Source organism: Enhygromyxa salina (assembly GCF_002994635.1).
Classification (GTDB): Bacteria; Myxococcota_A; Polyangia; order Nannocystales; family Nannocystaceae; genus Plesiocystis; species Plesiocystis salina_B.
The window spans coordinates 156,991-181,183 of the sequence record NZ_PVNL01000013.1; the positions used below are offsets into that span (position 1 = coordinate 156,991).

19 protein-coding genes and 1 pseudogene are annotated in these 24,193 nt (G+C 68.5%); 9 read left to right on the forward strand and 11 right to left on the reverse strand.

Annotation, left to right across the window (positions count from 1 at the left end; all coding sequences use genetic code 11):
* Nucleotides 1-26: 26 nt before the first annotated feature.
* From ENSA7_RS02815 to ENSA7_RS02830, 4 genes are all read right to left on the reverse strand, one after another.
* The gene (locus ENSA7_RS02815) at nucleotides 27-1,070 is read right to left on the reverse strand and encodes an FAD binding domain-containing protein (protein ID WP_146157257.1); all 1,044 of its coding nucleotides are present in this window, start codon (nucleotides 1,068-1,070) and stop codon (nucleotides 27-29) included.
* Nucleotides 1,070-3,415, reverse strand: a complete 2,346-nt coding sequence (locus ENSA7_RS02820; protein WP_106087642.1) for a xanthine dehydrogenase family protein molybdopterin-binding subunit — start codon at nucleotides 3,413-3,415, stop codon at nucleotides 1,070-1,072. The genes ENSA7_RS02815 and ENSA7_RS02820 overlap by 1 nt, the downstream gene beginning before the upstream one ends.
* A complete protein-coding gene (locus tag ENSA7_RS02825) occupies nucleotides 3,415-4,104 on the reverse strand; it encodes a (2Fe-2S)-binding protein (protein ID WP_106087643.1) in 690 nt (229 codons plus the stop codon). Before ENSA7_RS02825 ends, ENSA7_RS02820 begins: the two co-directional genes overlap by 1 nt.
* Nucleotides 4,105-4,292: 188 nt before the next feature.
* Complete coding sequence (locus ENSA7_RS02830; RefSeq protein WP_181233011.1) at nucleotides 4,293-4,976, reverse strand: potassium channel family protein; 684 nt, start codon at nucleotides 4,974-4,976, stop codon at nucleotides 4,293-4,295.
* Nucleotides 4,977-5,088: 112 nt separating this feature from the next.
* On the opposite strand from ENSA7_RS02830, the gene ENSA7_RS02835 reads away from it, so the two are divergent.
* The 4 genes from ENSA7_RS02835 (at nucleotide 5,089) to ENSA7_RS02850 (ending at nucleotide 11,982) form a co-directional block, all read left to right on the forward strand.
* Nucleotides 5,089-6,204: an efflux RND transporter periplasmic adaptor subunit gene (locus tag ENSA7_RS02835; RefSeq protein WP_106087644.1), complete on the forward strand. Its 1,116-nt coding sequence runs from the start codon at nucleotides 5,089-5,091 to the stop codon at nucleotides 6,202-6,204.
* Entirely contained in the window at nucleotides 6,201-9,260 is a 3,060-nt protein-coding gene (locus tag ENSA7_RS02840) for an efflux RND transporter permease subunit (protein WP_106087645.1), read from the forward strand. Before ENSA7_RS02835 ends, ENSA7_RS02840 begins: the two co-directional genes overlap by 4 nt.
* A 294-nt stretch (nucleotides 9,261-9,554) precedes the next feature.
* Nucleotides 9,555-11,504 (forward strand): leucine-rich repeat domain-containing protein, encoded by a 1,950-nt coding sequence (locus ENSA7_RS02845; RefSeq protein ID WP_181233013.1) that lies wholly within the window; start codon nucleotides 9,555-9,557, stop codon nucleotides 11,502-11,504.
* A gap of 67 nt (nucleotides 11,505-11,571) precedes the next feature.
* A complete protein-coding gene (locus ENSA7_RS02850) occupies nucleotides 11,572-11,982 on the forward strand; it encodes a hypothetical protein (protein WP_146157258.1) in 411 nt (136 codons plus the stop codon).
* Between the two features lie 130 nt (nucleotides 11,983-12,112).
* Here the strand turns inward: ENSA7_RS02850 and ENSA7_RS02855 are convergent, their stop codons facing one another.
* Nucleotides 12,113-12,460 (reverse strand): hypothetical protein, encoded by a 348-nt coding sequence (locus ENSA7_RS02855; protein ID WP_146157259.1) that lies wholly within the window; start codon nucleotides 12,458-12,460, stop codon nucleotides 12,113-12,115.
* 50 nt (nucleotides 12,461-12,510) lie between these two features.
* Between ENSA7_RS02855 and ENSA7_RS43070 the strand changes: the two genes are divergently transcribed.
* Both ENSA7_RS43070 and ENSA7_RS02860 read left to right on the forward strand, forming a co-directional pair.
* On the forward strand, nucleotides 12,511-12,672 hold the full coding sequence (locus ENSA7_RS43070; protein ID WP_181233015.1) for a hypothetical protein: 162 nt from the start codon (nucleotides 12,511-12,513) through the stop codon (nucleotides 12,670-12,672).
* A 53-nt stretch (nucleotides 12,673-12,725) separates the two neighbouring features.
* Nucleotides 12,726-13,007 (forward strand): 2OG-Fe(II) oxygenase, encoded by a 282-nt coding sequence (locus ENSA7_RS02860; RefSeq protein WP_244923693.1) that lies wholly within the window; start codon nucleotides 12,726-12,728, stop codon nucleotides 13,005-13,007.
* A gap of 9 nt (nucleotides 13,008-13,016) precedes the next feature.
* Here the strand turns inward: ENSA7_RS02860 and ENSA7_RS02865 are convergent, their stop codons facing one another.
* The 3 genes from ENSA7_RS02865 to ENSA7_RS02875 all read right to left on the reverse strand — a co-directional run bounded on the left by ENSA7_RS02865 (nucleotide 13,017) and on the right by ENSA7_RS02875 (nucleotide 18,070).
* Entirely contained in the window at nucleotides 13,017-13,958 is a 942-nt protein-coding gene (locus ENSA7_RS02865) for a hypothetical protein (RefSeq protein WP_146157260.1), read from the reverse strand.
* A 52-nt stretch (nucleotides 13,959-14,010) separates the two neighbouring features.
* Nucleotides 14,011-16,041, reverse strand: coding sequence for an MYXO-CTERM sorting domain-containing protein (locus ENSA7_RS02870; RefSeq protein ID WP_146157261.1), 2,031 nt, complete (start codon nucleotides 16,039-16,041; stop codon nucleotides 14,011-14,013).
* A 172-nt stretch (nucleotides 16,042-16,213) separates the two neighbouring features.
* Nucleotides 16,214-18,070, reverse strand: coding sequence for a hypothetical protein (locus ENSA7_RS02875; protein ID WP_106087652.1), 1,857 nt, complete (start codon nucleotides 18,068-18,070; stop codon nucleotides 16,214-16,216).
* A gap of 31 nt (nucleotides 18,071-18,101) precedes the next feature.
* Here ENSA7_RS02875 and ENSA7_RS02880 point away from each other — a divergent pair, with 31 nt between their 5' ends.
* The gene (locus tag ENSA7_RS02880; RefSeq protein ID WP_181233017.1) at nucleotides 18,102-18,818 is read left to right on the forward strand and encodes a DUF1415 family protein; all 717 of its coding nucleotides are present in this window, start codon (nucleotides 18,102-18,104) and stop codon (nucleotides 18,816-18,818) included.
* Nucleotides 18,819-18,833: 15 nt separating this feature from the next.
* Here the strand turns inward: ENSA7_RS02880 and ENSA7_RS43075 are convergent, their stop codons facing one another.
* Both ENSA7_RS43075 and ENSA7_RS45690 read right to left on the reverse strand, forming a co-directional pair.
* Entirely contained in the window at nucleotides 18,834-20,462 is a 1,629-nt protein-coding gene (locus tag ENSA7_RS43075) for a choice-of-anchor I family protein (RefSeq protein WP_244923690.1), read from the reverse strand.
* Between the two features lie 210 nt (nucleotides 20,463-20,672).
* Nucleotides 20,673-20,807 (reverse strand): hypothetical protein, encoded by a 135-nt coding sequence (locus ENSA7_RS45690; RefSeq protein ID WP_280523969.1) that lies wholly within the window; start codon nucleotides 20,805-20,807, stop codon nucleotides 20,673-20,675.
* A gap of 436 nt (nucleotides 20,808-21,243) precedes the next feature.
* Between ENSA7_RS45690 and ENSA7_RS02900 the strand changes: the two genes are divergently transcribed.
* Nucleotides 21,244-22,467, forward strand: a complete 1,224-nt coding sequence (locus ENSA7_RS02900) for an NHL repeat-containing protein (protein WP_106087656.1) — start codon at nucleotides 21,244-21,246, stop codon at nucleotides 22,465-22,467.
* Between the two features lie 159 nt (nucleotides 22,468-22,626).
* Nucleotides 22,627-23,451, forward strand: a complete 825-nt coding sequence (locus tag ENSA7_RS02905; RefSeq protein WP_106087657.1) for an NYN domain-containing protein — start codon at nucleotides 22,627-22,629, stop codon at nucleotides 23,449-23,451.
* 407 nt (nucleotides 23,452-23,858) lie between these two features.
* Here the strand turns inward: ENSA7_RS02905 and ENSA7_RS43080 are convergent.
* Nucleotides 23,859-24,193: pseudogene (locus ENSA7_RS43080) on the reverse strand (hypothetical protein); the annotation flags it as partial.

Sequence of the window (24,193 nt, forward strand, 5' to 3'; positions counted from 1 at the left end):
CTCGTTGGGCTTGGAGGGACTCGGGATCACTCGGGAAGGGCCAGGCCAGACGCGCGGTGTAGTACCTCGCGCAGCAGACCCTTGGCCATGGGGATCTTGTAGGCGTTGCCGTCGAGCGGGGCCGCGTCGGCGAGCGCGGCGTCGGCTGCCCTGGCGAACAGATCGACGCTGGGCGCCTGGCCCTCGAGCAGCGCCGCCGCCTCGCTGGCGTTCCAGGGGATCGGCGCGACGTGGCCCAGCGCGACCCGAACGTCGCGCATGCTGCCAGCCTGGTCGAGCCGCAGGCGCGCCGCAGCTTCGACCAGCGGCCAGTCGTGAGACTGCTTCTCCCGTACCGCCTGATAGGCGCTGCGCATGTCGTCGAGCACGGGGATCCACACCTGCGTGAGCAGGTCGCCGGGGCCAAGGCTGTGCTCGCGGGTGGGGTCGGTCTCGGGGCTGACGAACAGCTCGGCGAGCGGCACCAGCTGCTGAACGGACCCCTTCGCGTCACCCACGAACACCGAGACGACGGCATCGAGGGCCAGCAGCGGGGTCGCCAGGCTCGAGGGATGCACGATGAAGCTGGGCCCGCCGCCAAGGATCGCGTGATAGCGGTTGTCACCGGTGATCGCGAGGCAGGTGTCACCGCCCTTCTTGAGGCAGACCAGGTCGCGGTGGCGGAAGTACCAGCACCGCGGCCGCTGCAGCAGGTTGCCGCCGACCGTGGCGGTGTTGCGGATCCCCGGGGTCGCGGCCTGACCGGCGGCCTGATGCAGCGCGTCGAGGCCCGGCAGCTCCGCGGCCGCGAGCTCGGCCAGGGTCGTCAGCGCCCCGACCTCCGCGTAGCGAGGCGCAGGCGGCAGCGGGTTGGTGTCGGGCGGGATCAGGGGCTGCCCGTCGGCGAGCTTGGCCCCGGCCCACAACACCTCGCGCAGCTCGACGAGCAGCTCGGGCTCATCGATGCCCTCTTTCATGCGATCGAGCAGATCGATGCCGCCCGCCCGCAGCACGCGGGTCTCGGGCTTCTCCCGCACGATCTCGCGGGCCCGCTCGATGCGCTTGGTTCGGATCAGGGCAAACGGCTGCATCACTTGGCTCCTTCTTGGCTGGCGCGGCGCTGTTGCTCGAGCGCGTCGAGGATCTTGGCGGGGGTGATCGGCAGGCTGCGGACGTGAACCCCGAGCGCGTCGCCGACGGCGTTGGCGATCGCGGCGGCCGTGGGGATCGTGGCGGGCTCACCGATCCCGTAGGCGCCCGTGCTGTTGTTGCCGCTGATCACCTCGGTCAGCACAATCGAGATGTCCGGCACGTCCTTGACCCCGCAGGCTTTGTACTGCTCGAGGTTGGCGTTGAGCATCACGCCCAGGCTGGGGTCCATGACCCGCTCCTCCATCAGCGCGTAGCCAATGCCCAAGATGATCCCGCCGTTGATCTGCGAGCGCAGCGTGAGCTCGTTCATGACCCGGCCGCAGTCGTGCACGGCCAGCAATTCGGTGCAGCGGACCTCGCCGGTCCAGGTGTCGATCTCGACCTCGGCGAACTGGACCCCGGCGATCTCGGGCGTCTCGAACCCAGGAAACGACTTGGGGTGGGCGGCCGCGTTGCGCCCGCGAAACCCGACCGCGACGATCGCCTCGCCTTCGATCCGCTTGCACAGATCCGCCCAGCTCATGGTCTGGCGGCCCACGCTCACGCCCTCGGCGGTCCAGCGCAGGTGCTTGGTCGAGGTGGCCGCGAGCGCGGTCGTGGCCAGCTCGGCCAGCTCGGCCTTGGCCAGCTCGGCCGCGTTGCGAACCGCAGGCGTGATCGAAGACGTGGTCTTGCTGCCGCCGCTGCCGACGCCGGGCCCGAGCTTGCTGTCGCCGATCTGGATCTCGATGGTCTCGACCGGCCGCCGCAGCACCTCGGCGGTGACCTGCGCCATGATCGTGCCGATCCCACCGCCGATGTCCTGGACCCCGTTCTTCACGACCACCCGACCATCGCGGCTGATCTCGATCGTGACGCGGGCCTCGGTGCCGCCGAAGTCACCCCAGATCGAGACCGCGCAGCCAACCCCCTTGCGGATCCGGGTGCTGCGGGCGCGCATGTCGGCGGCGGCCTTGCGGCGGGCGTCCCAGTTGAAGCGCTCGCGCCCGAGCTCGAGCTGCCAGCGGCGGACCGGGTGGTTGTCGTGGGCCAGGCGGAGATCGATCGGATCCATGCCCAGCTGCCGGGCCAGCTCGTCGAGCGCCGACTCCATCGCAAACGCCCCCTGCGGGTGCCCAGGGGCCCGAAACGCGACCGCCGGGCCCGCGTGGGTGAACACGTCGGCGCTCTCGACCAGCACGTCGGGCACCTTGGTGTACACGCTCGCCGCGTTGCGCCCGACCCCGGCCCCGGTCCCGACCCCGGCCGAGCCGTGCGCCTGCACGTGGATCGCCGTCAGCTTGCCCTTGTCGGTGGCGCCGAGCTTGACCAGCTGGATCGAGTCGGGCCGGTTGCCCGTGCACAGGTGCTCCTCGCCGCGCTCGAGCATCAGCTTGACCGGCTTGTCGGCGGCCCGGGCCAGATCCCCGGCGATCTTGGCGAGCGCGGTGCCCGACGCGTTGGCCCCAAACTTCGAGCCGAACCCGCCGCCCATGAAGTTGGTGATCACGTGGACCTTGCTGGGCTCGAGCCCGTAGAGCGCCGCGAACTCGTCGCGCACGCCGAAGATCGACTGGGTCGAGGCCCACACGGTGACCGTCTTCTTGCCGAACCACTGGACCACCAGCCCGTGGGTCTCGAGCGCGCTGTGGGTGTGGCACTGGGTCGTGTAGGTGGCCTCGAACCGGACCGGGGCCTTGTTGAGCGCCCGCTTGGCGTCGCCGCGCTTTTGGCTGCGGCCCGGTCGGACGTTGCCCTGCAGCTTGCCCTGCGCCTCCGCGGCCCCGGGCTCGTCGGCCCCGGTCCGGCGCTCTTCGACGGCGGCGTCATGCACCTGCGGCGAGCCGTCGCGCATCGCGTCGCGGGTCGCGACCACGAAGGGCGCGGGCTCGTACTCCACGATGATCGACGCGAGCGCGGCCCGGGCCAGCTCGGGGCGCGAGGCCGCGACCGCGGCGACGTCCTGTCCGGCGAAGATCAGCTTGTCACCGACCTCGACCAGCGCGATCGCTGCGCCCACGCCGGGTTGCTTGGTGGCCGGGGTGACGTCGATCCGCTTGACCACCGCGCACGGCCACGGCGAGCGCAGCACCGCGGCGTGCAGCAGGCCCTCGAGCGTGATGTCGTGGGTGTAGCGGGCCTCGCCGCTGGCCTTGAGCGGGCCGTCGATCCGCGGCAGCGGGGTGCCGACGACCGTCATCTCGTCGACGCTGTCCCACGGTCGCGGCTCGCTCGGCGGCAGCTCGACGCTGATCGTCTGAATGTTGGCGCCGTAGCCGACGGAGAGCTTGGTCTTGTCTGGCATCACGCACCTCCCTTCTTGGCGCGCAGCAGCTCGGAGCCACGCCGGGCCGCGCCGGGGCCGTTGGCGACAGACAGCACGGCGTCGACCACGTGCGGGTAGGTCCCGCAGCGGCACAGGTTGCCGGCGATCGCGTCTTCGACCTGGGCCCGCTCGAGCGGCTGACCCGCGCTGCGCCGCAGCAGCGCGCTCGAGCTGATCAACATCCCGGAGGTACAAAACCCGCACTGCATCGCGTCGTGCTCGACGAACGCGAGCTGCAGGGCCGAGAGCTGCGAAGACTTGCCCAGCCCCGCGACCGTGGTGATCGAGGCCCCGGCGACGTCGAGCGCGAGCAGCATGCAGCTGTTGCGCGGGACCTCGTCGACCAAGACCATGCAGGCCCCACACGCGCCGCGATCACACACGACCTTGGTGCCCGTGCGATCCAGATCCAGCCGCAGCAGGTCGAGCAAGGTGGTGCGCGCCTCGACCTCGAGCTTTTGGGGCTGGCCATCGAGCACGAACTCGAGCGGGGTGGGCGTCAGGCCGATCGCCCCGTCGACGTCGGGGGTCGGCGCCTGCTCGGGGTGGACCGATGGATCGTCCGTGGTGCAGCCCGCCACCAGCGTGGCTGCGCCGATGCTGCGAAACAACCCGCGGCGCGTGAGGCCGCGAGTCTCGTCGTGCTCGGGAGCGTCTCGCTTCGACATGCGGTCAGAGAGTACCCCGTCCCCCGCCCACGCGCGCTCGTGGACACGAGCGCCCTGACCCCCGCGGCGGCGATCTCACCAGCTGCATGGTCAGCGACGCCGATCCCCAGCGCCACGGGGTCTGGCTGGCCAAGCCCAAGTCACTCGCGCGGCCCGGGTCGCGCGCTTCATCGCGGCGCGGGGCGGGCTCACCCTCCGCAGGCGCCTGACTCACGGCCAGCGTTGGCCTGCGTGGCGACGAGACGGGCGACGAGCACGACGAGATAGATCTGCCCGATCAGCGCTTGCGTCGCGACCAGCGCCTGCGTCAGCGGGTGCGTCGGTGTGGTGTCACCGAACCCGAGAGTCGTGAGGGTCACGAAGCTGAAATAGAACGCCCGATCCAGGCGGGCGCCGTCGACAAGCTCGACGTTGAACGAGCCCGGCAGCGCGATGTCGGCGATCGCGTAGATCAGCGCCCAGGTGAAGCCCAGGAGGTAGTAACCAGACAGCGCCGCGAAGATCGTGTCGACGGTGACCCGCTGCGCCCGGATCGTCCAGCGAATGACCAATATCGCGGTCAGGCCAATGAGCGCGGCGTGAAACACCAGCCACGCGCCGCGCCAGCTCAGGCTGTCATCGCTGGCGATCAGCCCGGCGGTCGACAGCACGCTGACCAGCATGAGCGCGAGGTAGGCGACCCGCAACGGAGCGCGATCGATCGTGAGCCAGCCGGCCACGCCGACGACCGCGATGAAGCCAGCGCCCGCGATCAGGTTGAGCCACCCGACATCACGAAATATCGGCAGCGCGACGTGCAGTGCCAGCGTCAGCACGAATAGCGCGATGAAGCGACCCTCGCGGCTGCGCTCGTGTGGTGCCACCCGCGTCATCTCGTGTCCAGCATAGTCGGCGACGAATCGCGAGGCGACGATACCAAGTGTCAACTTGGAATTGCCGGATGTGTTCGCTTGTCCGATCCGCAAAACGTGCCACCCCACTCTCATGCCAACGTTGCGCCGTGGTCCGTGGGCGCCCGCGCTGCTCAGTCTTCTGTGCTCGTTGGTCTCGCCCGCCTGTGGCGAGCAAGCGCCCGAGTCAGCCGAGGCGACTCGCCCGGTCAAGACCTTCGAGGTCGGCGCGGCGGACAGCGGCTTCAACCGCGAGTGGCCCGGTCGCGTCGAGCCCACCCAAAACGCCGAGATGTCGTTCGCCGTCGCGGGCGACATCGTCGAGCTGCCGGTCGAGGAGGGCATGCCGGTCACCAAGGGCCAGCTGCTCGCAAGCCTGGACGCGCGGCACTTTCGGGCTCGCCTCGATCGCGCGCGGGCTCAGCTTCGCTACGACCAGACCGAGTACGAGCGCAGCGCGACCCTGGTCGAGCGCGGCGCCGTGGGCCGGGCCGAGCTCGATCGGCGGACCCGATCCCTGTCCGTGAGCGAGGCCGAGTTCGCCGAGGCCAAGAAGGCACTGGCAGACACCAAGCTGGTCGCGCCCTTCGCCGGGACCGTGGCCAAGAAGCTCGTCGATAATTTTCAGAGCGTCGCGGCCAAGCAGCCCGTGGTCGTCATTCAGGACGCGACGAGCCTCGAGATCGTCACCCACGTCTCGCAGCGTGACTACGCGGCGGCCGAGCCGGGCCTGACGGTCGCGCAGCGCAGCGAGCGGGCCGCCGGCCGCGTCCATGTGGTCCTGGACACGCTCCCGGATCTGCTGATCGCCGCGCGGCTCAAGGAGATCGCCACGGTCCCCGATCCGATCACGGGGACCTACGAGGTCACCTGGTCGTTCGACCCGCCGCAGGACGTGATGATCACCCCGGGCATGACCGCCAGGGTCCTCGTCGCCGGGCTCGCGCGCGAGCCGGTCGACGCCGGGGCCGTGCTCGTGCCGATCGAGGCGCTCGTCGGGTCCGACGACGGCGGCGCGCACGTGTGGGTCATCGACCGCGAGACGATGACCGTGGCCCGCGTGGCCGTCGAGACCGGGACCGCGAGCGGAGGCTCGATCGAGGTCACCTCGGGCCTCGACGGCGGCGAGCTGATCGCAACGACGGGTGTCCACGCGCTGCGCGACGGACTCGTCGTGTCGCGGTTCGAGGATCTCTACGGTCGACCATGAACGGCGCGCTCAACCTCGCGGAGCTGGCGATCCGGGCCAAGACCGTGACCCTGACGTTCGCGCTGATCTTGCTGATCGGTGGCCTGATCTCGTTCATGAGCCTGGCCCGGCTCGAGGACCCCGAGCTGACGATCAAGGACGCGCTCGTGGTCACGCCCTACCCCGGCGCGAGCGCGGCCGAGGTCGAGGCCGAGGTCAGCGATCGCGTCGAGCAGGCCGCCCAGGCCCTGGCCCAGACCAAGTACGTCCGGTCCAACTCGATGCCCGGCATGTCGATCGTCAAGGTCACGATCAAAGATCACTACGACTCGACCGCGCTGCCGCAGGTCTGGGACGAGCTGCGTCGCAAGGTCACCGACGTCCAGGGCCAGCTCCCGCCCGGCGCCGGGCCCTCGGTCGTCAACGATGACTTCGGCGACGTGTTCGGCGTGTTCGTGGCGATCACCGGGCCCGAGTATGCCCCCGCGGAGCTCGAGGCGTACGCCAAGCAGCTGCGTCGCGCGCTGTTGCTGGTGTCGGACGTCGCCAAGGTCGAGCTCGTGGCGGCGCTCCCCGAGGTCGTCTACGTCGAGATGAGCGCCGCGGCCAAGCTTCAGACCGGGCTGTCGCCGGAGCAGATCGGGCGTGTGCTCGCGGCCAAGAGCCTGGTCGCCGACGGCGGGCGTGTGGAGGTTGGTCCCGAGCTGGTCCGGATCGCGCCCAGCGGCGGGGTCCGCAAGGTCGCGGACTACGAGGCCGTGCTCATCGAGAACCCGCAGACCGGCGCGCTGGTCCGGCTCGGCGACGTCGCAACGATCCGCCGTGGCTACCGTGACCCGCCCGCGCAGCTGCTGCGCGTCGACGGCGAGCGAGCGCTCGGACTCGCGATCTCGACCGCCCCGGGCGGCAACGTCGTGACCATGGGCGAGGCCCTGAGCGCGCGGGCGGCCGAGCTGGACTACCTCCGGCCCCACGGCGTGGAGTTTCACGTCATCGCGCTTCAGTCCCAGGCCGTGACCGCGGCGATCGACGCGTTCACGATCAACCTCGCCGCCGCGGTCGGCATCGTGATCGTCGTGCTGTTGCTGTTCATGGGCCTGCGCAGCGGGCTGATCATCGGCGGCGTCCTGATCCTGACGATCAGCGGGACCTTCATCTTGATGGACATCGGCGACATCGCGCTTCAGCGGATCTCCCTCGGGGCTCTGGTCATCGCGCTTGGGATGCTCGTCGACAACGCGATCGTCGTGACCGACGGGACCCTCGCCGGGCTCGCGCAGGGACAGACGGCGCGGACGGCCGCGGTCGCGACAGTCAAGCAGACCGCGACCCCGCTGCTGATCGCAACGATCATTGCGATCTTGAGCTTCGCCGCGATCGGGACCTCCGACGACGCGACCGGCGAGTACTGCGGGTCGCTCTACCAGGTCCTGCTCTACTCGCTGTCGCTGAGCTGGGTGACGGCGATGACGGTCACGCCGGTCTTGTGCGTGATGTTTCTGCGGCCGCCGCGAGCCCAGCCGGAGGTCGTCGACGCGGCCGAGCGCCCGCGCCTGGCCCGGGCCTACGAGCGCGTGCTGACAGCCGCCATGCGCCGCCGCGGGCTCACGTTGCTGGTCGCGCTCGGTCTGTTCGCCGCGGCCGTGATCGGCTTCGGGCAGGTCAAGCAGAGCTTCTTCCCGGACTCGACCCGCCCGCAATTCATGGTCGACTACTTCGCGCCGCGCGGGACTCACATCGAGCAGACCGAGGCCCAGCTCGGCGAGATCGAGGCCTGGATCGGCGGGCTCGACGGCGTCACGCAGGTCGCCACGGTCGTCGGCCAGGGCGCGCCGCGCTTCTTGCTGACCTACGCGCCCGAGGAGCCGGACGGCGGCTACGGTCAGCTGTTCGTCGACGTCGACGACTACGCAAAGATCGCCGGGCTCCAGGCCGAGATCCAGGCCGCGCTCGAGACCCGCTTCGTCGCCGGCGAGGGCAACACCAAGCTGTTCATGCTCGGGCCCGGCGAGGGCGGCAAGATCCAGATCCGCCTCAGCGGCCCCGCTCCCGATCGCCTGCGAGCGCTCGCGGGCCAGGTCATGGACATCCTCGAGGACGCGGGCGCCCGCGGGGTCCGCAACGACTGGCGCGAGCGGGTCGAGGCCCTGCGGCCGCTGCTCGCCGAGGAGCCCGCGCGGCTCGCTGGCGTCGATCGTCGGGCCGTGGCCGAGGCGATCCACGCGACCTTCGAGGGCCAGACGATCGGGGTCTACCGCGAGGGTGACAAGCTCCTGCCGCTGATCGCCCGCGCGCCCGAGCGCGAGCGTGACGACGTCGCGAAGCTCGGCAACGCCCAGGTCTGGTCCCCGACCGCCCGGCGCTGGATCCCGATCCGGCAGGTCGTCGCTGGCGTCGACATCGTCGAGGTCGACGACCTGATCCGCCGCCGCGATCGGCTCCCGACCATGACGATCCACGCCGACCCGCCGCTCGATGGCCTCGCTGATCAGCTGCTCGCGCGCGTGGTCCCGGACATCGAGGCGATCGACTATCCCCAGGGCTACGGCTTCGAGCTCGGCGGCGAGTACGAGAAGTCGAGGGACGCGCGGACGGCGATGGCCTTCAGCGTGGTCCTGTTCGGGGTCTTGATGATCCTGATGACGATCGTGCTGTTCAACGCCGTGCGCCAGGCCCTGGTCATCTGGCTGTGCGTGCCGCTGTCGATCGTCGGCGTGACCGTGGGGTTGCTGCTCACCGACAACCCGTTCGGGTTCATGGCCACGCTCGGGCTCCTGAGCTTGGTCGGCATGATGATCAAGAACTCGATCGTGCTGATCGACGAGATTGACCTGCAGATCGACCGTGGCGTGCCCCGGTTCACCGCCGTGATCGCGGCGTCGGCCAGCCGCGTGCGTCCGGTCGGCATGGCCGCGCTGACGACCATGCTCGGGATGATCCCGCTGTTCACCGACGCCTTCTTCGTGTCGATGGCCGTCACGATCGTGTTTGGGCTCGGGTTCGCCACGATCCTGACCTTGGTCTTGGTCCCCGTGGTCTACGCGACGGTGTTTCGCGTGGCCGGGCAGGAGGTCTGAGTGCCGGTGGGACGGTGTGCGGCAAGACACCGATGAGGTCCCCGAGATGCCGATTGTGGCGTCGGCGGACCTGGAAGATCGTTGCCAACCACTACCAAGCTGTATCGGTGACCACCGCGAAGTCGCGCGATTCGGCTCGGCTCAGTAGGGATCCGCGGGTACCGTCACGCCACCGGCTCGTCGACAGGACGCGAGCACGCAATGGAGCACGCGATGAGCAACACAGGTAGGCGGCGCATTTGCTCGACGCTACCCGATACACAGCGGAGCGTCCTCTGGTACGCTGAGCCAATCGTGACCAAGCCCCACCCCGTCGACTCGCGCGTGCGCCCTGCCGCCGTACCGTCCGAGGCCTGGTGGTCGGCCAAAGACAACGAGTGGGTCCATGGCCACAGAGATCCCGACGGCGAGCTCCACGGTGAAGTCCGCTACTGGCGACCTGACGGAACCTGGTGTTGCGCCACATACCACCGCCACGGTCAGCCGCACGGCAGCTTCACCCGGTTTCACGAGACCGGCGAGATCTCGCAGACCGGGAGCTTCGAGGCTGGCCAACTTCACGGACAACACACGCTGTTTGCGGCCACCGGTTACACGACGGAGAACATGCACGCTGGCGGCATCAGCCGTGAGATCGTGCGGTCGGAGTACGACTATATCAACGGCCACTTCACGACCATCCGCTATTTCGGCGCCGACGGGACCGCGCTGCAGACCGACGGGACGCCGCTCCCGAGCCGACCGTCCGGCGTCCCCGCTCACGCAATTCGCAACAGCAAGAGCGGCACGTGGCTGGCAGGTAGGTGGGACAGCCAGGGCCGCCGCGAAGGACCGCTCGAGGTGTTTGACGCCGACGGGCGCCGCCTTGCGATCGAGACATATCGACAAAACCTCGCCCACGGACCGACGACGCTGTTCTATCCGGGCGGAACCCTGCGAGCGGTGCTCGCGTACGCCAACGGCAAGCTTCACGGAACCACCGAGAGCTTCTACCGAGACGGAACCCTGGCACGACGAGCCCAGTTCAAAGCGGGTGAGTGGGCCGGGACGCTGAGCGATTGGTCGCCAAGTGGCGAATTGATCGACGAGGTCAGCATCGTGGCCACGCCCCCGGCGAGTCCACCGCCCGCCGAGCCGTCTGAGCTCGCGCTGCGAGGCGATGTCGCGGCAGCGGCAGTCGAGGCCGTCGCCGAAGCCCCGATCTCGGCAGCCGGCATGGCGCGCCTGATCGCGATCGGATGGGGCGGCGACGAGGAGCGCGACGCCACGCTGGCCCGGGTCGCTCGGCGGGTGGTTCGTGCGCGCCAGGATCCCGCGCTCACCGAGGCCCTGCGCGAGACCGGACTGGACACGGCACCGCGGCTGCTCACGGCGACTCGACTCCGACGCGTGATCACAGCGATGCGCGCGGTCCCAGCGGTCGACCAGCACGCGCTGGTCCCCGCCTTCGCCGAGCGCGGGGGCGTTGGACGAGCCGCGGTGCTCGACCGCGACGACGCGATGGGCGTCGCCGCGCTGCGTGCCCAGGTCAACGGCGAGCGACTCAACCTGAGCAATAAGGGCCTCGAGCGGCTGCCTCGCGCGATCCGGCGGCTCGCGTCGGTGCGCGTGATCGATGCTCGCGACAATCAGATCACAGAGGTACCGCCCGAGATCGCAGGGGTGTTCTTTTTACGCGAGGCGGACCTCACCTCGAACCGCCTCGCCACGCTGCCAGACCAGCTCGCGCGCCTCGGCGACCTGCGTGAGCTACAGCTCGCCAGCAATCAATTCGCGACGCTCCCACAGGTCGTCACGAAGCTGACCGAGCTCGAGGTGCTCGGCTTGGGCGACAACGAGCTCGTGACCCTGCCAGCGGACATTGGACGACTCACCCACCTGGGCACCCTGTGGCTACACGGCAATCCGCTCGCAGGTCTGCCGGACTCGTTCGCACAGCTGAGTTCGCTGACATTCCTGCATCTGGGCGATCTGCCCTGGGCGACACCGTCCCCCGTGATCTTCGAGCTCGAGTCGCTGCGCGAGCTGTGGCTCGCCTCACCAAGCTTGACGCACCTGCCCGCAGACATCGGGCGACTGACCAAGCTCGAGCGCCTCTCGATCTGGTACTCTGGCCTGACCGAGCTTCCGGACGCGCTATTCGAGATGACCTCGCTCCGTGAGATCCGGATACGCGACAACCCATTGCCCGCTGGGGTGATCGAGCGGTTGAAGGAGGCCCACCCTGACTGCAAAATCTTCTGATGATGCCGACGAGCTGGAGTTTGCCCAGCTGGCAGTTCGAGCGGGCGAGGCCGAGCTCTCGCACGTCTTGTGCCTCGCATCTGCCGATCCGCCCTGGGCCCCCGCGGTGGTCGTCGCCGCGATCGCGGGCCTGTTCGAGTCCGAGCGCGACTTTTTCAACGGTGGCGCGGATCAGTTCGTATGGAATCATGGTCCCGGCGCGGCACGATCGATCGGTTCAGCCTGGCGCGCGGTCGGGGCCGTCGAAAATGGCGAGCTGCTCATCGAGCTCGCCAATGCGCTCGAGCGCCTCGAGGCCGCGCGCGGATGGGATGATGACAAGCCCATCCGGGCCTTCATCGAGTATCGCAGGTTGGTCGCCGGGCCGGATTTTGGTCGGCCCGAACCGGCGGAGGAGCTCGCCGAGGCCCTCGTGGAATGGGCGATCGAGCACCCTGAGGCGTTCGTCTCGCGCGACGTGAACGTGCCGACGTCCTGAGCGCCGTACGCTCACGGGCCGGAGCGTCGCCCCTCGGCCGGACCTGACGCGGCTATGCTCTGGTCGCGTCCACTCGAACTCCATATGGGCGAGTGAACCCGCAATCTCTGCGATGTCGTGGCGCGCCCGCCTAACACGGCCCTTCGCCGTTGTTGACGACCTCGACCAGGTCTCCGCCGGGGATCTGCGCGAGCACGGCCTCGATCTCAGCCGGCTGCAGCTGCGCGTTGCAGTAGATCGTGCCGCCTTCGAGCTCAGAGATGCTGGTGAGCGCGTCGAGGTTGATCAGGTTGTCGTTGAACAGAATGTCGATGGTGCGGGCCTCGGAGATGCTCAGGCCGTCGAGGGTCGCCAGCGCCGGGTTCCGCTCGAGCCAGATACCTTCGAGCACAAACTCGAGGTTGGCGAAGTCCGACAGATCCACGAGCGGGGTCTCCGTGATGTTCACGCTGCGGGCGCATGTCAGGTCCGCGTACACGCTTGGATCCTCGTCGCCGGACAAATAGATGTGAGTGAGGCTAGAGCAGTGTGTTCTCGCCCGACGAGTGTGCACGGATCCTCGCCCACGACTCGCCGTGGTCGCCCGCGCAGGTCAGTGACGGCTTCGGCAAGGGCACCAGCGCGGGCGACAAGCGAGCGAGCTCGGCCCCGAGCACGAGTGGGTCTTTGCTCGCCTCGCAACATTTCTGAGCGAGCACGCGACCTACGGGTTTGCGCTGCGCGAGCTCGAGTCGCCGATCAAGCTGCAGCGCTACGGCCCCGGCGACTACCACGGCTGGCACGTCGACCTCGCGGGGCCCGGCTGCCACGAGCGCAAGCTGGGCATCTCGGTCCAGCTCTCGGCGCCGACCGACTACGAGGGCGGGCAGCTGCGCGTGTACGATCCCCCGGCGCACGCGGCCGTCCCGTCCGAGCTCGGCTGCGCGATCGCGTTTCCAGCTTACGTGCCGCACGAGGTCGCGCCGGTCACCCGCGGTGTTCGCCACGCGCTGACGGCCTGGGCCGTGGGGCCGCCATTCACCTGAGCGAGGGGCTCAGCACTGCGCTTGGCAGTCGTTGACGGCGATCCCCACGCAGGTCTGATCCCACGCCGTGTCACAGCAATACGGATCGAGCCCGCACACGCAGTTCTCGACGAACGGTACCTGACAGCCCGAGGTCAGCTTGGACATGCAGCAGTTCCCGTCGTTGCACAGGCCAAACTCGTAGCCGCTGCAATTATTGTTGCACAGCAGCGTGCCGCCGCCGAACCCGACTGACGCGCAGCTCTCACCGTTGAGGTTGTTGCCGTCGCACTGCTCGTCGTCGTCGATCACACCATTGCCACACCCCGCGCTGGTGCAGCCGTTGGTGTCGAAGCCGTCGCAGTTGGGCAGGCACACCAGCGCGCCGCCCGTAAAGCCCTGGGTCTGGCAGGTCTGGCCGTTGAGCATGTTGCCGTCGCAGGCCTCGCCACCGTCGATCTGACCGTTGCCGCAGGTGTCGATCGTGCAACCGCTGGTGTCCAGGCTCGCGCAGCCCTGGCCGCAGACCAGGGTGCCACCGTCAAACCCCAGCGACATGCAGGTGTTGCCGTCGAGGTTGGTGCCGTCGCAGACCTCGGGGCCGTCGACGACCCCGTTGCCGCAGGTCTCGCTGAAGCAGTTGCTGGTGTCGAAGCCCGAGCAGTCGCTCGCGCAGCTGAGGATACCGCCGTCGAACGCGAGGGTCGTGCAGCTCTGGCCGGCGAGGTTGTTGTTGTCGCAGAACTCCGCGCCCTCGACGACTCCGTCGCCGCAGATCGGACCCTCGTCGGTGTCGCCGTCGCCGTCGCCGTCGCCGGTGGTCTCGTCGTTGTCGGTGTTGGTGTCCCCACCCAGCGACAGCGACGAGAAGGTGTTCGCGCCCGTGGCCGCGTCGCCGTCGCCCACCGCACAGGCGAGCGAGGGCAGGACGCAGAGCCCAAGAGCCAAGGTTGCCGCGCGAGTCCAGGCCATCGGCACAAATAGTACCGAAGTCTGACCCGCGGGTTGGGACCTAGGTGGGGATCTAGTCTTCGCGCCGACGAATCGCCGCTGCGAGCAGCAGCAACCCAAACGCGAGGCCACCGGCCGGGGCGTCTTGATCCGTGACCGAGCACGCCACGCTGCCACCGCCGCCGCCGCCGGACTTGGGCGGCCGCTCATCGCCCCCGACTTCACCACCGGGGTCCGGGACGACGTCGGCGGTGTCGGAGGCCGCCGGCTTTTTGGCGCCGCCGCTGCTCCACAGCGCGTTCGGGCAGCCAGCCGAGTCGATCCTGGCGAGGATGCCCTTGGCGATCTTCACGTCGGCGCTGTGGCGAGGATCCGTCGCGTCGACGTTGGCCGTGAAGGTGCTGAACGCCGCCTGGGCCTGCTCACACTCCTGGCCCTTCCACGCCGCGTCGCCGATCCGAAACGCCAGCGCGTGGTTGGTGGGCAGGATGTAGTAGGCCCGCTCGTACTTGCCGATCGCCGCCTTGAAGTCGAGCTCGAGGTCCAGCGCCTGCGCCTCCGCGTAGAGGTCGCGGGCGTGGGTCTCTTTCTCGCCGACGGCCCACTTCGGGCACATGCCAGCGGCCGACTCTTCCTGGTAGCGCTTGGTCTCGCGCAGCTGGGTGCGATGCAGCTTGGGATCGCCGACGGTCAGGAAGTACGCGAAGTAGGTGTCGGCGTCCGCACACTCGCGCGAATTCCAGCTCGCGACCGCGACCTGAAACGCCAGGGCGTGGTCCTCTGGGGTGAGCTGGTAGGCGAGCGCGTAGGTGGTCGCGGCCCCGCCCCAGTCTTCTTGTTTGCCGAGCTCTTCGGCCCGCTTGACCAGGGTCCCTGCGAGCGCGGCTTCGTCGGCGGGCGTGCGGGGCGGGCACTCGAAGGTCTTGAGCTCGCCGAGGGTCTTGTTAGCGAGGGCCAGCTCGGGCGCGAACAAGGTCTGGTCGCCGTACTGGACGAAGCGCTCGAGGTTGATCCGCGCGCGCTCGCAGTCCTTGGCCTTCGCGGCCGCGTCGCCGGTCTTGTAGGCCAGCACCAGGTTGTCGGGCGCGAGCACGTAGGCCTCTTCGAACGCGTCGGCGGCCGACAGCCAGTCGCCGCGATCAGCCGCCTCCTTGCCGATCTTTTGCAGCTTGGCGATGCGTGCCGTGACGGCGGCCGGAGGCAGCCCCGCGACCGTGCTCTGGTTGGCGCTGCCCGGCGGGGGCATCACGGCCACGTTGGGAACCGCCGCCGTCGTGGTCGTGGCGGCGGTCGCCCCCGCGTCGGTGGTCGTGGTGGTGGTCGCGGCCGCGTCGGTGGTCGTGGTCGCGGCCGCGTCGGTGGTCGCGGTCTCGGCCGCGTCGGTGGTCGCGACGGCGACCTCGGCTTCGGCCTCGCCCTCGACCGCCGCGTCGCCGGTCGTCTCCATCGGCTCGATCGCCTCACCGTTCATGGCGGCCATCAAGTTCTTGGTCGCCTGCGCGGCCTTGGCCGGCAGCTCGGTGAGCGAGTTCTTGGCCTCGGTCGCCGCGTTCTTGACGGTGTTGGGCAGCTCCTTGGCGGTCGCGATGTCGGCCTCGATCTGGACCCCACCATCACCGACCGCGACCGCGAGCTCACCGGACAGCTCCTTGGTGGTCTTGAGCGCCAGCTTGGGCGTGGACATGGCCAGCTTGCCGATGTTCTTGCCCGCGACCTTGATCCGCCCGGGGACGCCCTGCAGATCCACGCCGACTTGCTTGATCTTGGCGAGGGTCGCCTCGATCTTGGCGCGGGCGTCTTCGTACTCCGTGACCGCGCCGATCTCGATCGTGCCGTCCTTGAACGCGACGGTGCACATCGCCGAGAACGCGGCGGGGTCGATGTCGAGCTCGGCCCGCAGCGCCGCGATCTCGTCGGCGAGGCGGACCGCGTTGTCGATTGGCTCCGCGGCCCAGACCACCTGCGCGGTCATCTGGTTCGGGACATCCACAAACTCGTCGAACGTACGCTCGTACTCGGGCGCGGGCGGCCCTTCTGCTGGCGCAGTGCTGCCGCTGGCGCTAGCGCTGCCGCTGGCAGACAGATCGCAGCCGAACAGGGACACGGCCGAAGCGGCCAAAATGGTGCATCGCATCCAATGCGACGCGGTGCTGATACCTCGAAATTTGCTGGTCATCATCCGCGGGAGAGTTGGGGTCGGAGGCTCGCAGAAAAGCCAGCGACGCTCAATGAGCGTCCCATGCGCATAGTCACGCTACCGCGCGCGGACACGCACTTCAGCGCGAGTTGAGTCGGCGTTCGAGGGCCACGTTGTCGCGGTCGAGTTTGGCTTGCGCGATCACCCAGTCCGGCACGTCCCCGGCCGCGGCGAGATCGAACACCACGGCCAGATCTTGGTCGGCTCCATCCAGGTCGCCCAACCGGTGGCGCAGGTGGGCGCGCCGCATGTGGAAGATCGGCTGGCGCGGACGCAGCTCGATCGCACGATCCAGGCTCGCCAGCGCGTCGCGGGGCTCACCGATCCCATCTTGGACCATCGCCAAATTGTAGTAGTGGACCGGGTGCGGCTCGTCGCGATGACCGCGCGGCCATGGGCCCTGCACCAGCGCGAGACCGGCGAGCAACACCACCCAGCGCGCGATCGCGGGCGGTCCGGCATCGCGCGCGTCTTGACCTGCAAGTTCGCTCCCACGCGGTCCCGGTGTTCGTGCCCGTAGCCGTTCAAGTAGCCGTGCCAGCCGCGGCCGCCCCCACCAGCGCAGCGCGAGCAAACCAGGCCCAGCGAGCACCGCCAGCGGCACCACCAGCGGCAGCCGATGCTGAGCCGAGGTGAAGTACAGCAAGTTGGCGGCCAGCACCGCGCCGACCTGACCGGCCAAGAACCACCCGAGCGCTCGCCGAGCTGACCGCGTGCGAACGAACGCCGGGGGTGGCTCCGGTGGCTCGCCGGTCTCGCGCGGTTGCCAGCGTCCCCCCAACACCGCCCCGGCCCCGAGCAGCCCGAGCGCCAGCAACATCGAGAAACTCACGCCCACGCGATGGGCCCAGGGCAGCAGCTCGCGCTCGCCCAGCCAGTCGTAGTCCTGGGTCAATTGCTGGTCGCCGAGCGTGAGCCACAGCTTGCGTCCCTCGAGCTTCACCCACGCTCCCGGGTTGGCCGCGATCCACTCGAACGAGCGGGCATAGAGCGCGTCTCCGATCTTCCGGGCTCGCTCGCGCGCTGGCAGCTTGGGATCGATGCCCAGGACCTCCGCGAGCTCCTGACTTTCGGTGCCAAGCCGGGCGCTGAGGAGATCGGCGTCGTTCCACACGCCCCGTGCCTTGGGATTGTTGCCGATCAAGAACGAGGTTCCACCGCCGTGCACGGGCTGGACGTCGGGGTACCCGGTGACGGCGAGGTTGCGCGCGGCCATCGGCGCCAGCGCCAGCGTCGTGCCGAGCACCGTCGTCGCGACCGTGAGCGCGACGAGCTTCCACGACCGACTGGGCGTCTCGCCGTCGCCCCGCGCGAGCAGGCCCACCGCGATCAGCGTGAACGGCAGCGCCAGCACCATGTTCGGGCGCGCGAGGATCGACAGCCCAGCCGCGAGCCCGAGCCCGAGCGAGGCCAGCACGCGGGGACCCGTGCGCGACTCGTCCCGGTCGAGCGTGACCCGCAGCAGCGCGACGAAGCCGGCGAGCACCAACACGTTGCACGCGATCCCGAGCTCGGCGCTGACGAACTTGTTCTCGTAGAACGCCAGGCCTGGATGCGCGAGCAGGGCGATCGTCGACAGCAGCCCGGCCCGACGACCCCACAGTCGTACCACCACCCGATGAAACACCCCGAGGGTCACGAACGCGAGCAGCAGCTGGACCAACAGCCCGACCGAGGGCCACGCCCGGACCATCATGCCGAGCGCGAGCAGGTACGCGTAGGCGCCCTGCAGATAGAACGCCTCGGTGCCGAGCGGCGGGTGGGTCACGATGTCACGGGCGGCCTGCTCGTAGACGGCGCCGTCCGAGAAGGTCGCGTGGGCGAAGGGGACGTCGCCCAGGTAGCTGGCGTGATAGACGACCCGATACGCGACCAGGACCACCACGATCCAGACCAGCGCGCGCTCGAGCTTGTTGTCGTCGTCCGCGCTCGCCACACCCACAGCATAGCCGGCTATGCTGCGACCCGTGTCCGACCCCCCCGGCTGGCCGCCCGACGAGGCCGTGATCCAGGCGATCCACGATCGCTACCAACGCGAGATCGTCGAGGGCCTGAACCTGTGCCCCTTCGCTCGGCGCTCGCGGGAGCAGGGCCGCGTGCATCGGCCCGTGTTCGTCGCGACCGACGCTCACGACCCCAGCCCGCTCGAAGTCGCGCGGCAGCTCGGCACCCTGGTGAGCACCCACCGCGAGGCCGAGATCGTGCTGCTGACCTTCCCGATCCCGCCGGGCCACGCGTGGCACGAGCCGCCCGCGTTCGAGCGGTTCTTGGCCGCGCTGCGGACCGCATGGTCGGCGCTCCCGCCACCGCGCCAGTTCTACATGGTCTCGTTTCATCCCCACCTCGCGGTCCCGCCAGACCGCCCGCTGACCGCCGACTCGCTCGTCTCGATCCTGCGGCGCAGCCCTGATCCCGTGATCCAGTGTGTCGACGCCGAGCTGCTCGACCGCGTGCGCAAGCAGGCCCAGGCGAGCGCGCGCGAGCGGATGCTGCGGGAGCTCGAGCAGCAAGATCCCGCGCTCGCGGCCTTGTTTGCGCGGAGCGTCTCGGCCGATCCAGAGCTCTCGGGTGACATCGCCCGGCAGAACTTCGCGGCCCACGGGCGCGGCGAGGCCCAGGCTGATCTCGAGCGGGCGATCACGGCGTTGCTGCGCGAGCGCGATCGCAACTATGGCGTCGGCTGAGCGCTCGCGGCTCACTCACTCGGCGAGGAGCTGATACACCCGCACCGTCCCGCTGACCTCGTTCGCCACGATCAACAGCGGCTCGCCGCTTGGACTGTCCGCCGCCGTCACGAGCTCGAGCCCCTCGGGGCCAAGATCGCCAGCCGTGCCCAACTCGGGATCCCCGGCGAAGTCGCGGGTCGAGTTGTCGTACAGCACAAAGCTCGGGCTCAGCGGATCCGACACGTCGTAGACCATGATCCCACCGATCCGCTCGAGCCCGATGAACGCGTAGGTCTTGCCCCACAGCGCGCCTGTGACCACGCCCTCGGGCTCGGGGCCCTTGGCGTCGCTGCGACTCTCGAACGCCTCGTTCGAGTCGTTGGCGCCGTTGAAGTGCGCCGGGTCGACCTCCGCCGTGATCTGCTCGAGCTGGTCGCCGCTGTCCCACACCAGCGAGCCGTCCGCGGACCAGATGGAGATTGAGCGCGAGCCAAACGCGTAGAGCTGCTCATGGTCGCCGCCACCGCCGACGTCACCCATGACCGCGGACACCGTGAGCCGGCCGAGCTGCTCGTCTTGCTGCAAGCTCATCGCGCTGGGGAACTGGTCGAGATCGAGGACCAGGTGCTCGACCCGGACCTCCTCGTCGAGCGCGTCGTAGCCACGCGCGTCGCCCTCGTTGGCGGTAATGAGGTACTCCTGACCACCCACACGAAAGCTGTGGATACCGTCGGGTTGGTACATGCCGAACACCGGCCAATTGGCGATGTTGATCTGCCCGTCTTCATCGCTGGCGTCGAAGCCGTTGCCCGCGATCGAGTGGTCCTTGTATCCCAGCGGGACAATCTCGGTGATCGTGGCGCTGTCTAGATCCACGATCGCCAGCGCGTTGTTCTCTTGCAGCGTGACCCAGGCCGTGCTCGAGTCCGCGGACACGGCCACGAACTCCGGCTCCATGTCCTGGGCCACGCTCGAGCCCAGCCCAAACACCCGCACCTGGGGGTCGAGATTGTTCGGGTTGAACCCGCTGAAGTCGGCGATCTGCACGTCGCCATCGGTCAGCGACGCAACGTCTGCGCTGACGTCGATGATCGCCACCGCGCCCTCGGGGTCGATGATGTAGTCGTCCTCGGGCTCGCCCTCGCAGGCGACCACCAACTTGGTCCGATCCGGCGTGAACGTGAGCATGTCTGGCAGCGCGCCGACCTGCAGATCGTTGACGTACGCCAGGTCGGCGGCCGCAACCAGGACGACGCGCCCTGGAGCCTGAGCGGGGGCGGCAGCGACCGCGACCGCGACCAGCCCGTCTGCCACGTCGACGCTGGTCGGCGAGTCTCCGTAGGCGCCGAGGTCGAGGCTATCGAGCAAGGTGGGCGTCGCCGGATCCGAGAGATCGAGCACATCGACCGCCTTGGCGTCACCGTTGACCACGAACAAGCGGGCGCTGGCCGGATCAAACGCGGTGATCTCGGCGGCGCTCGCGTCGAACACACCGGTCTCGTAGACACCGATCGGCTCGAGGCCGATCAGCGTCAACTCGTCGCAGTCGTCGTCGTGCTTACCCTTACCCTTTTTCTTGCCTTTGCCCTTGCCTTTGCCTTTGCCCTTGCCCTTGCCTCTAAAGCTCTCGGATCTATCCCCATCGTCGAGACTTGGGCTCATATCACTACAACCTTGCAGCATGGCGATGGCGGCGACGGCTAGCGTGAACTCGACTGCAAACGCAACATTACGTTGGTACATGACTTGCCCTTCATTGAAGCAACAATGTGTACGACGAGCGTCACAGACAGACAACATCCAGACTGCGCGAACGTAAACAAGAGCCCGCACGCACCACTTGCGCGCGGGCCCGGCTGGCTGGCTCGTCGCTCACTCCGGGCAGATGAAGGGGTACGCCCGATTGTCGATGATCGGCTCGATGTCAAAGAAGTCATTGAGCACCGACTCCGCGGTGCAGTACGCGCCTTCTACCCAGGCCTGGTCGTTGGAGTAGGTCTCGCCCACGATGAAGATGTCGGCGTCCTGACGGGGGTGTCCTGCGAGCTCGGGACCGTGCGCTGACGCTTGGCCCCGAGCTCGAGCTCGCGCCAGAAGGTCGTGTTGTCCTCGTCGTCGTAGCTGGCCAAGATCCCATAGACTGGCTTGCGGGTCTGGTCCGTGCGTTGTTGCCGAGATACGACCATCCGGATCGGCGAGTTCGTGACGCTGGGGCCGTTGCGTGACTGGGCTCGGCCAAGGCATGGTCCCGTAGGTGACCTCGCCCCAGCTGTGCTCACGTCTGCTGTCCACGCTCGTGCTGCTCTCGGCATGCGGCTCGCGCGAGCCCGCCGACACCGCTGCCTCAGCGACCGCGGCGGGTGCGATCGCCGACGCGAGTTCGGAGCCCGCGCCCGCGCCAACACCCCCACCAGCGGCATCGGCTCCGGCTCCGGCTTCCCCCGTGGCGTCCGACAGCGAGCAACCCGGGGCTGTCTACTTCGTGATCAACACCAAGGGCCTCGTCAAGCTCGACGAGACTGGCACCACGCTGCTCGCCGACCCCGAGCGCAACATCTCGGACCTGTTCATCGGCCCAGGCGGCGACGTGTTCGTGCTCGACGCTCACTCGCTGCGCAAGCTCGAGGCCGACGCGCTCGTCGAGGTCGAGCGCTTCGAGCTCGGTCGCGGCGGGCCCGTCAATGCGCTCGCGCTGGCCCGCGATGGGACCGTGTGGGTCAGCAACAGCGAGGGGATCGGCGCCCGCGTCGACGGTGAGTGGCAGATCACCAGCTTCGAGCAGCTCGGCGTCGAGCCCAGCGCCGCGCTGGCGATCGCGGCGGACGACACGGTGTGGGTGATCGGTTCGCGGGTCCTGCTGTACCGCGAGGCCGAGCGGTGGGTGCCTGTGGATCCGCAGCTGCTGCGCAACCTCCCGCTGTTTCTCAACGCGACCGGCTCGTCGACTGGGCCGGTCAACACCACGACCGGGCACAAGCTCACGCGGCTCGGCAAGACCTCGCTCGACTCGGTGCTGATCGATCCCAAAGAGGTGATCAGCTACACCGCCGCGCTCGACATCGCGGCCGATGGTCACGCGGGCCTGGCCAGCGGCGCGTGTGACCTGGTCCGCGTCAACCCCCAGCCACCTACCTCGATCTGGCGATTCTCGGGCACCGACTACGACTGTCAGACTACCGAGGCGATGGCCCTGGACGCGCGCCATCGGTTTTGGGTGGCCTCGCGCGAGGGGCTGAGCGTCGTCGATGAAGATCGCAGCGTGCACGAATATCCGGCGGGGAGCTTCGTTGAGCTCGCGGGCCGCGTGAGCCACATGGTCGTGACCGGGCCGGGACCGGTGTTGCCAGCGGTGGGTCCGGTCCAGACCGCGACGTTGACCGCGACGCTGCATGTCGGGGCTGAGCCTGCCGCGAACGCGTCGGTGGAGCTGTGCCCGACCGTTCGCTTGCATGAGGAAGGTAGCCCGTGCACCGACGCCAAGCGCAGGTACGTGGGCAAGACCGACGCGAGCGGTCGCCTTCGGGTGCCCGAGGTCGCGATCGGCGACTACAGCGTCGCGCTCGAGCTCGACGGGGCCTGGCGGTGGAGCACGCCGCCGAGCTTCGCCGCCAAGCTGCGGCCGGGCGAAGCGCACGAGCTCGGGACGATCACCGTGCCTGAGCTCTGAGCTGGTGCGGAGGCCTCGAGGTTGGACAGGGGGATCGCCGTCGCGTGAGTCCTGGTCGCGGCGAGGCCGGGTGGGCCGCTAACGGCTCACAGGGGCCAAAATTCTGGCATTCGTGGCGGGCCTACGGGCGCAGCGCGGAACATGGTAGGTCCACCCGACATGGCCCAGCCCGGCAGCGACACCCCCAACATCGCCGTCTTCGCCGACTACGAGAACGTCGCGCTTGGTGCCCGCGACGCGAAGTTCGATAAGTTCGACATCAACCTGGTGCTCGAGCGGCTGCTCGAGCGTGGCAACGTGGTCGTGCGCAAGGCGTACTGCGACTGGAGCCGGTACAAGAGCGATCGCGTCGCGCTGCACGAGCGCAGCTTCGAGCTCGTCGAGGTCCCGCACGTGAAGCTGGCCGGGAAGAACTCTGCCGACATTCGGATGGTGGTTGACGCGCTGGACCTCGCGCACACCAAGCGGCATGTTGGGGTGTTCGCGTTGATCACGGGGGACAGTGATTTTTCGCCGCTGGTTAGTAAGCTGCGAGAGAATAATAAGGCTGTGATCGGGATCGGCGTGCGGCAGTCGACTAGCGATCTGCTGGTCGAGAACTGCGATGAGTTTATTTACTATGATGATTTGATCCGTGAGCACAAGCCCAAGCGGCCGCGCGCGAAGGTTGAGAAGCGAGAGCCGAAGGCGACCGGGAATGGTGGGAGTGGGGGTGGTAAGTCTGAGGGGCAGCGTAAGGCTGAGGCGATTGAGCTGACGTTGGATACTGTTGAGGCTATGTTTCGGGATCGGTCTGGGACGCTTTGGGGGTCTATGGTCAAGCAGGCGATTCAGCGGAAGCGGCCTAACTTTTCGGAGAGTTATCATGGGTATCGGAGTTTTAATCAGTTGCTTGAAGATGCGGAGCAGCGGGAGTTGTTGGTGCTGCAGAAGGATGAGAAGTCTGGGGGGTATATTATTGTGGAGCTTGGTGCGAAGGCGTGATCTGAGGACTGGGGATCCGGGGCGATCCGGACTGGGCGGAGGCGATCCGGACTGGGGAGGACTGGGGGGCGATCCGGACTGGGGGCGATCCGGACTGGGAGTCTTTTCGGACCCACCCGTCACCGAGAGGCGATCCGGACTGGGAGTCTTTTCGGACCCACCCGTCACCGAGAGGCCTGAGACCCTCCGTGGGCGATCCGGACTGGGAGTCTTTTCGGACCCACCCGTCACCGAGAGGCCTGAGACCCTCCGTGAAGCCGCCAGAGTCGCACTTTCGCGCCAATCTTCGGCGCGCGGAGCCAAAAAATCCACCTCGCGCACGCCGCAGCACCCACTCTCGCCCCCGAAACCAATACAAACCCCCAGGATTGCCTCGAGCAACCCCGGCATCGCCGATCTCCACACGCTCACAACGGCGAACGCTGCTCGCCCGCGACCGTGACCGCCGCGAACCGACGCAACCAATACGTCCCTGCCGGAAACACCGCGGGTTTCCCGGCCAGCCACAAGGCCCGCGCCTCCGCGTACTCGCGCTCCCACGCCCGGTCTCGCTGCAGCTGCGCCAAGCGCTGCCACTTCGACGACGCGGCGACCTTCGGCGTGACATTGAACCGTTCTTCGAAGCTAACCGCAGCTTCGTTCCAGGCTTGCTTCGCAACCTTGCGCGCCCCCTTGAACTGGCGCCCCTTGGCGCGAAGCGCACTCTGAAACTCGCGCTCCTTCTCCCGCACCACCGCCGCGA

Coding starts and splice junctions, on each gene's coding strand:
- ENSA7_RS02815 (WP_146157257.1), bottom strand. CDS start 1,070: ATGCAGCCGTTTGCCCTGATCCGAACCAAGCGCATCGAGCGGGCCCGC.
- ENSA7_RS02820 (WP_106087642.1), bottom strand. CDS start 3,415: ATGCCAGACAAGACCAAGCTCTCCGTCGGCTACGGCGCCAACATTCAG.
- ENSA7_RS02825 (WP_106087643.1), bottom strand. CDS start 4,104: ATGTCGAAGCGAGACGCTCCCGAGCACGACGAGACTCGCGGCCTCACG.
- ENSA7_RS02830 (WP_181233011.1), bottom strand. CDS start 4,976: ATGACGCGGGTGGCACCACACGAGCGCAGCCGCGAGGGTCGCTTCATC.
- ENSA7_RS02835 (WP_106087644.1), top strand. CDS start 5,089: ATGCCAACGTTGCGCCGTGGTCCGTGGGCGCCCGCGCTGCTCAGTCTT.
- ENSA7_RS02840 (WP_106087645.1), top strand. CDS start 6,201: ATGAACGGCGCGCTCAACCTCGCGGAGCTGGCGATCCGGGCCAAGACC.
- ENSA7_RS02865 (WP_146157260.1), bottom strand. CDS start 13,958: ATGGCCTGGACTCGCGCGGCAACCTTGGCTCTTGGGCTCTGCGTCCTG.
- ENSA7_RS43075 (WP_244923690.1), bottom strand. CDS start 20,462: ATGAGCCCAAGTCTCGACGATGGGGATAGATCCGAGAGCTTTAGAGGC.
- ENSA7_RS02905 (WP_106087657.1), top strand. CDS start 22,627: ATGGCCCAGCCCGGCAGCGACACCCCCAACATCGCCGTCTTCGCCGAC.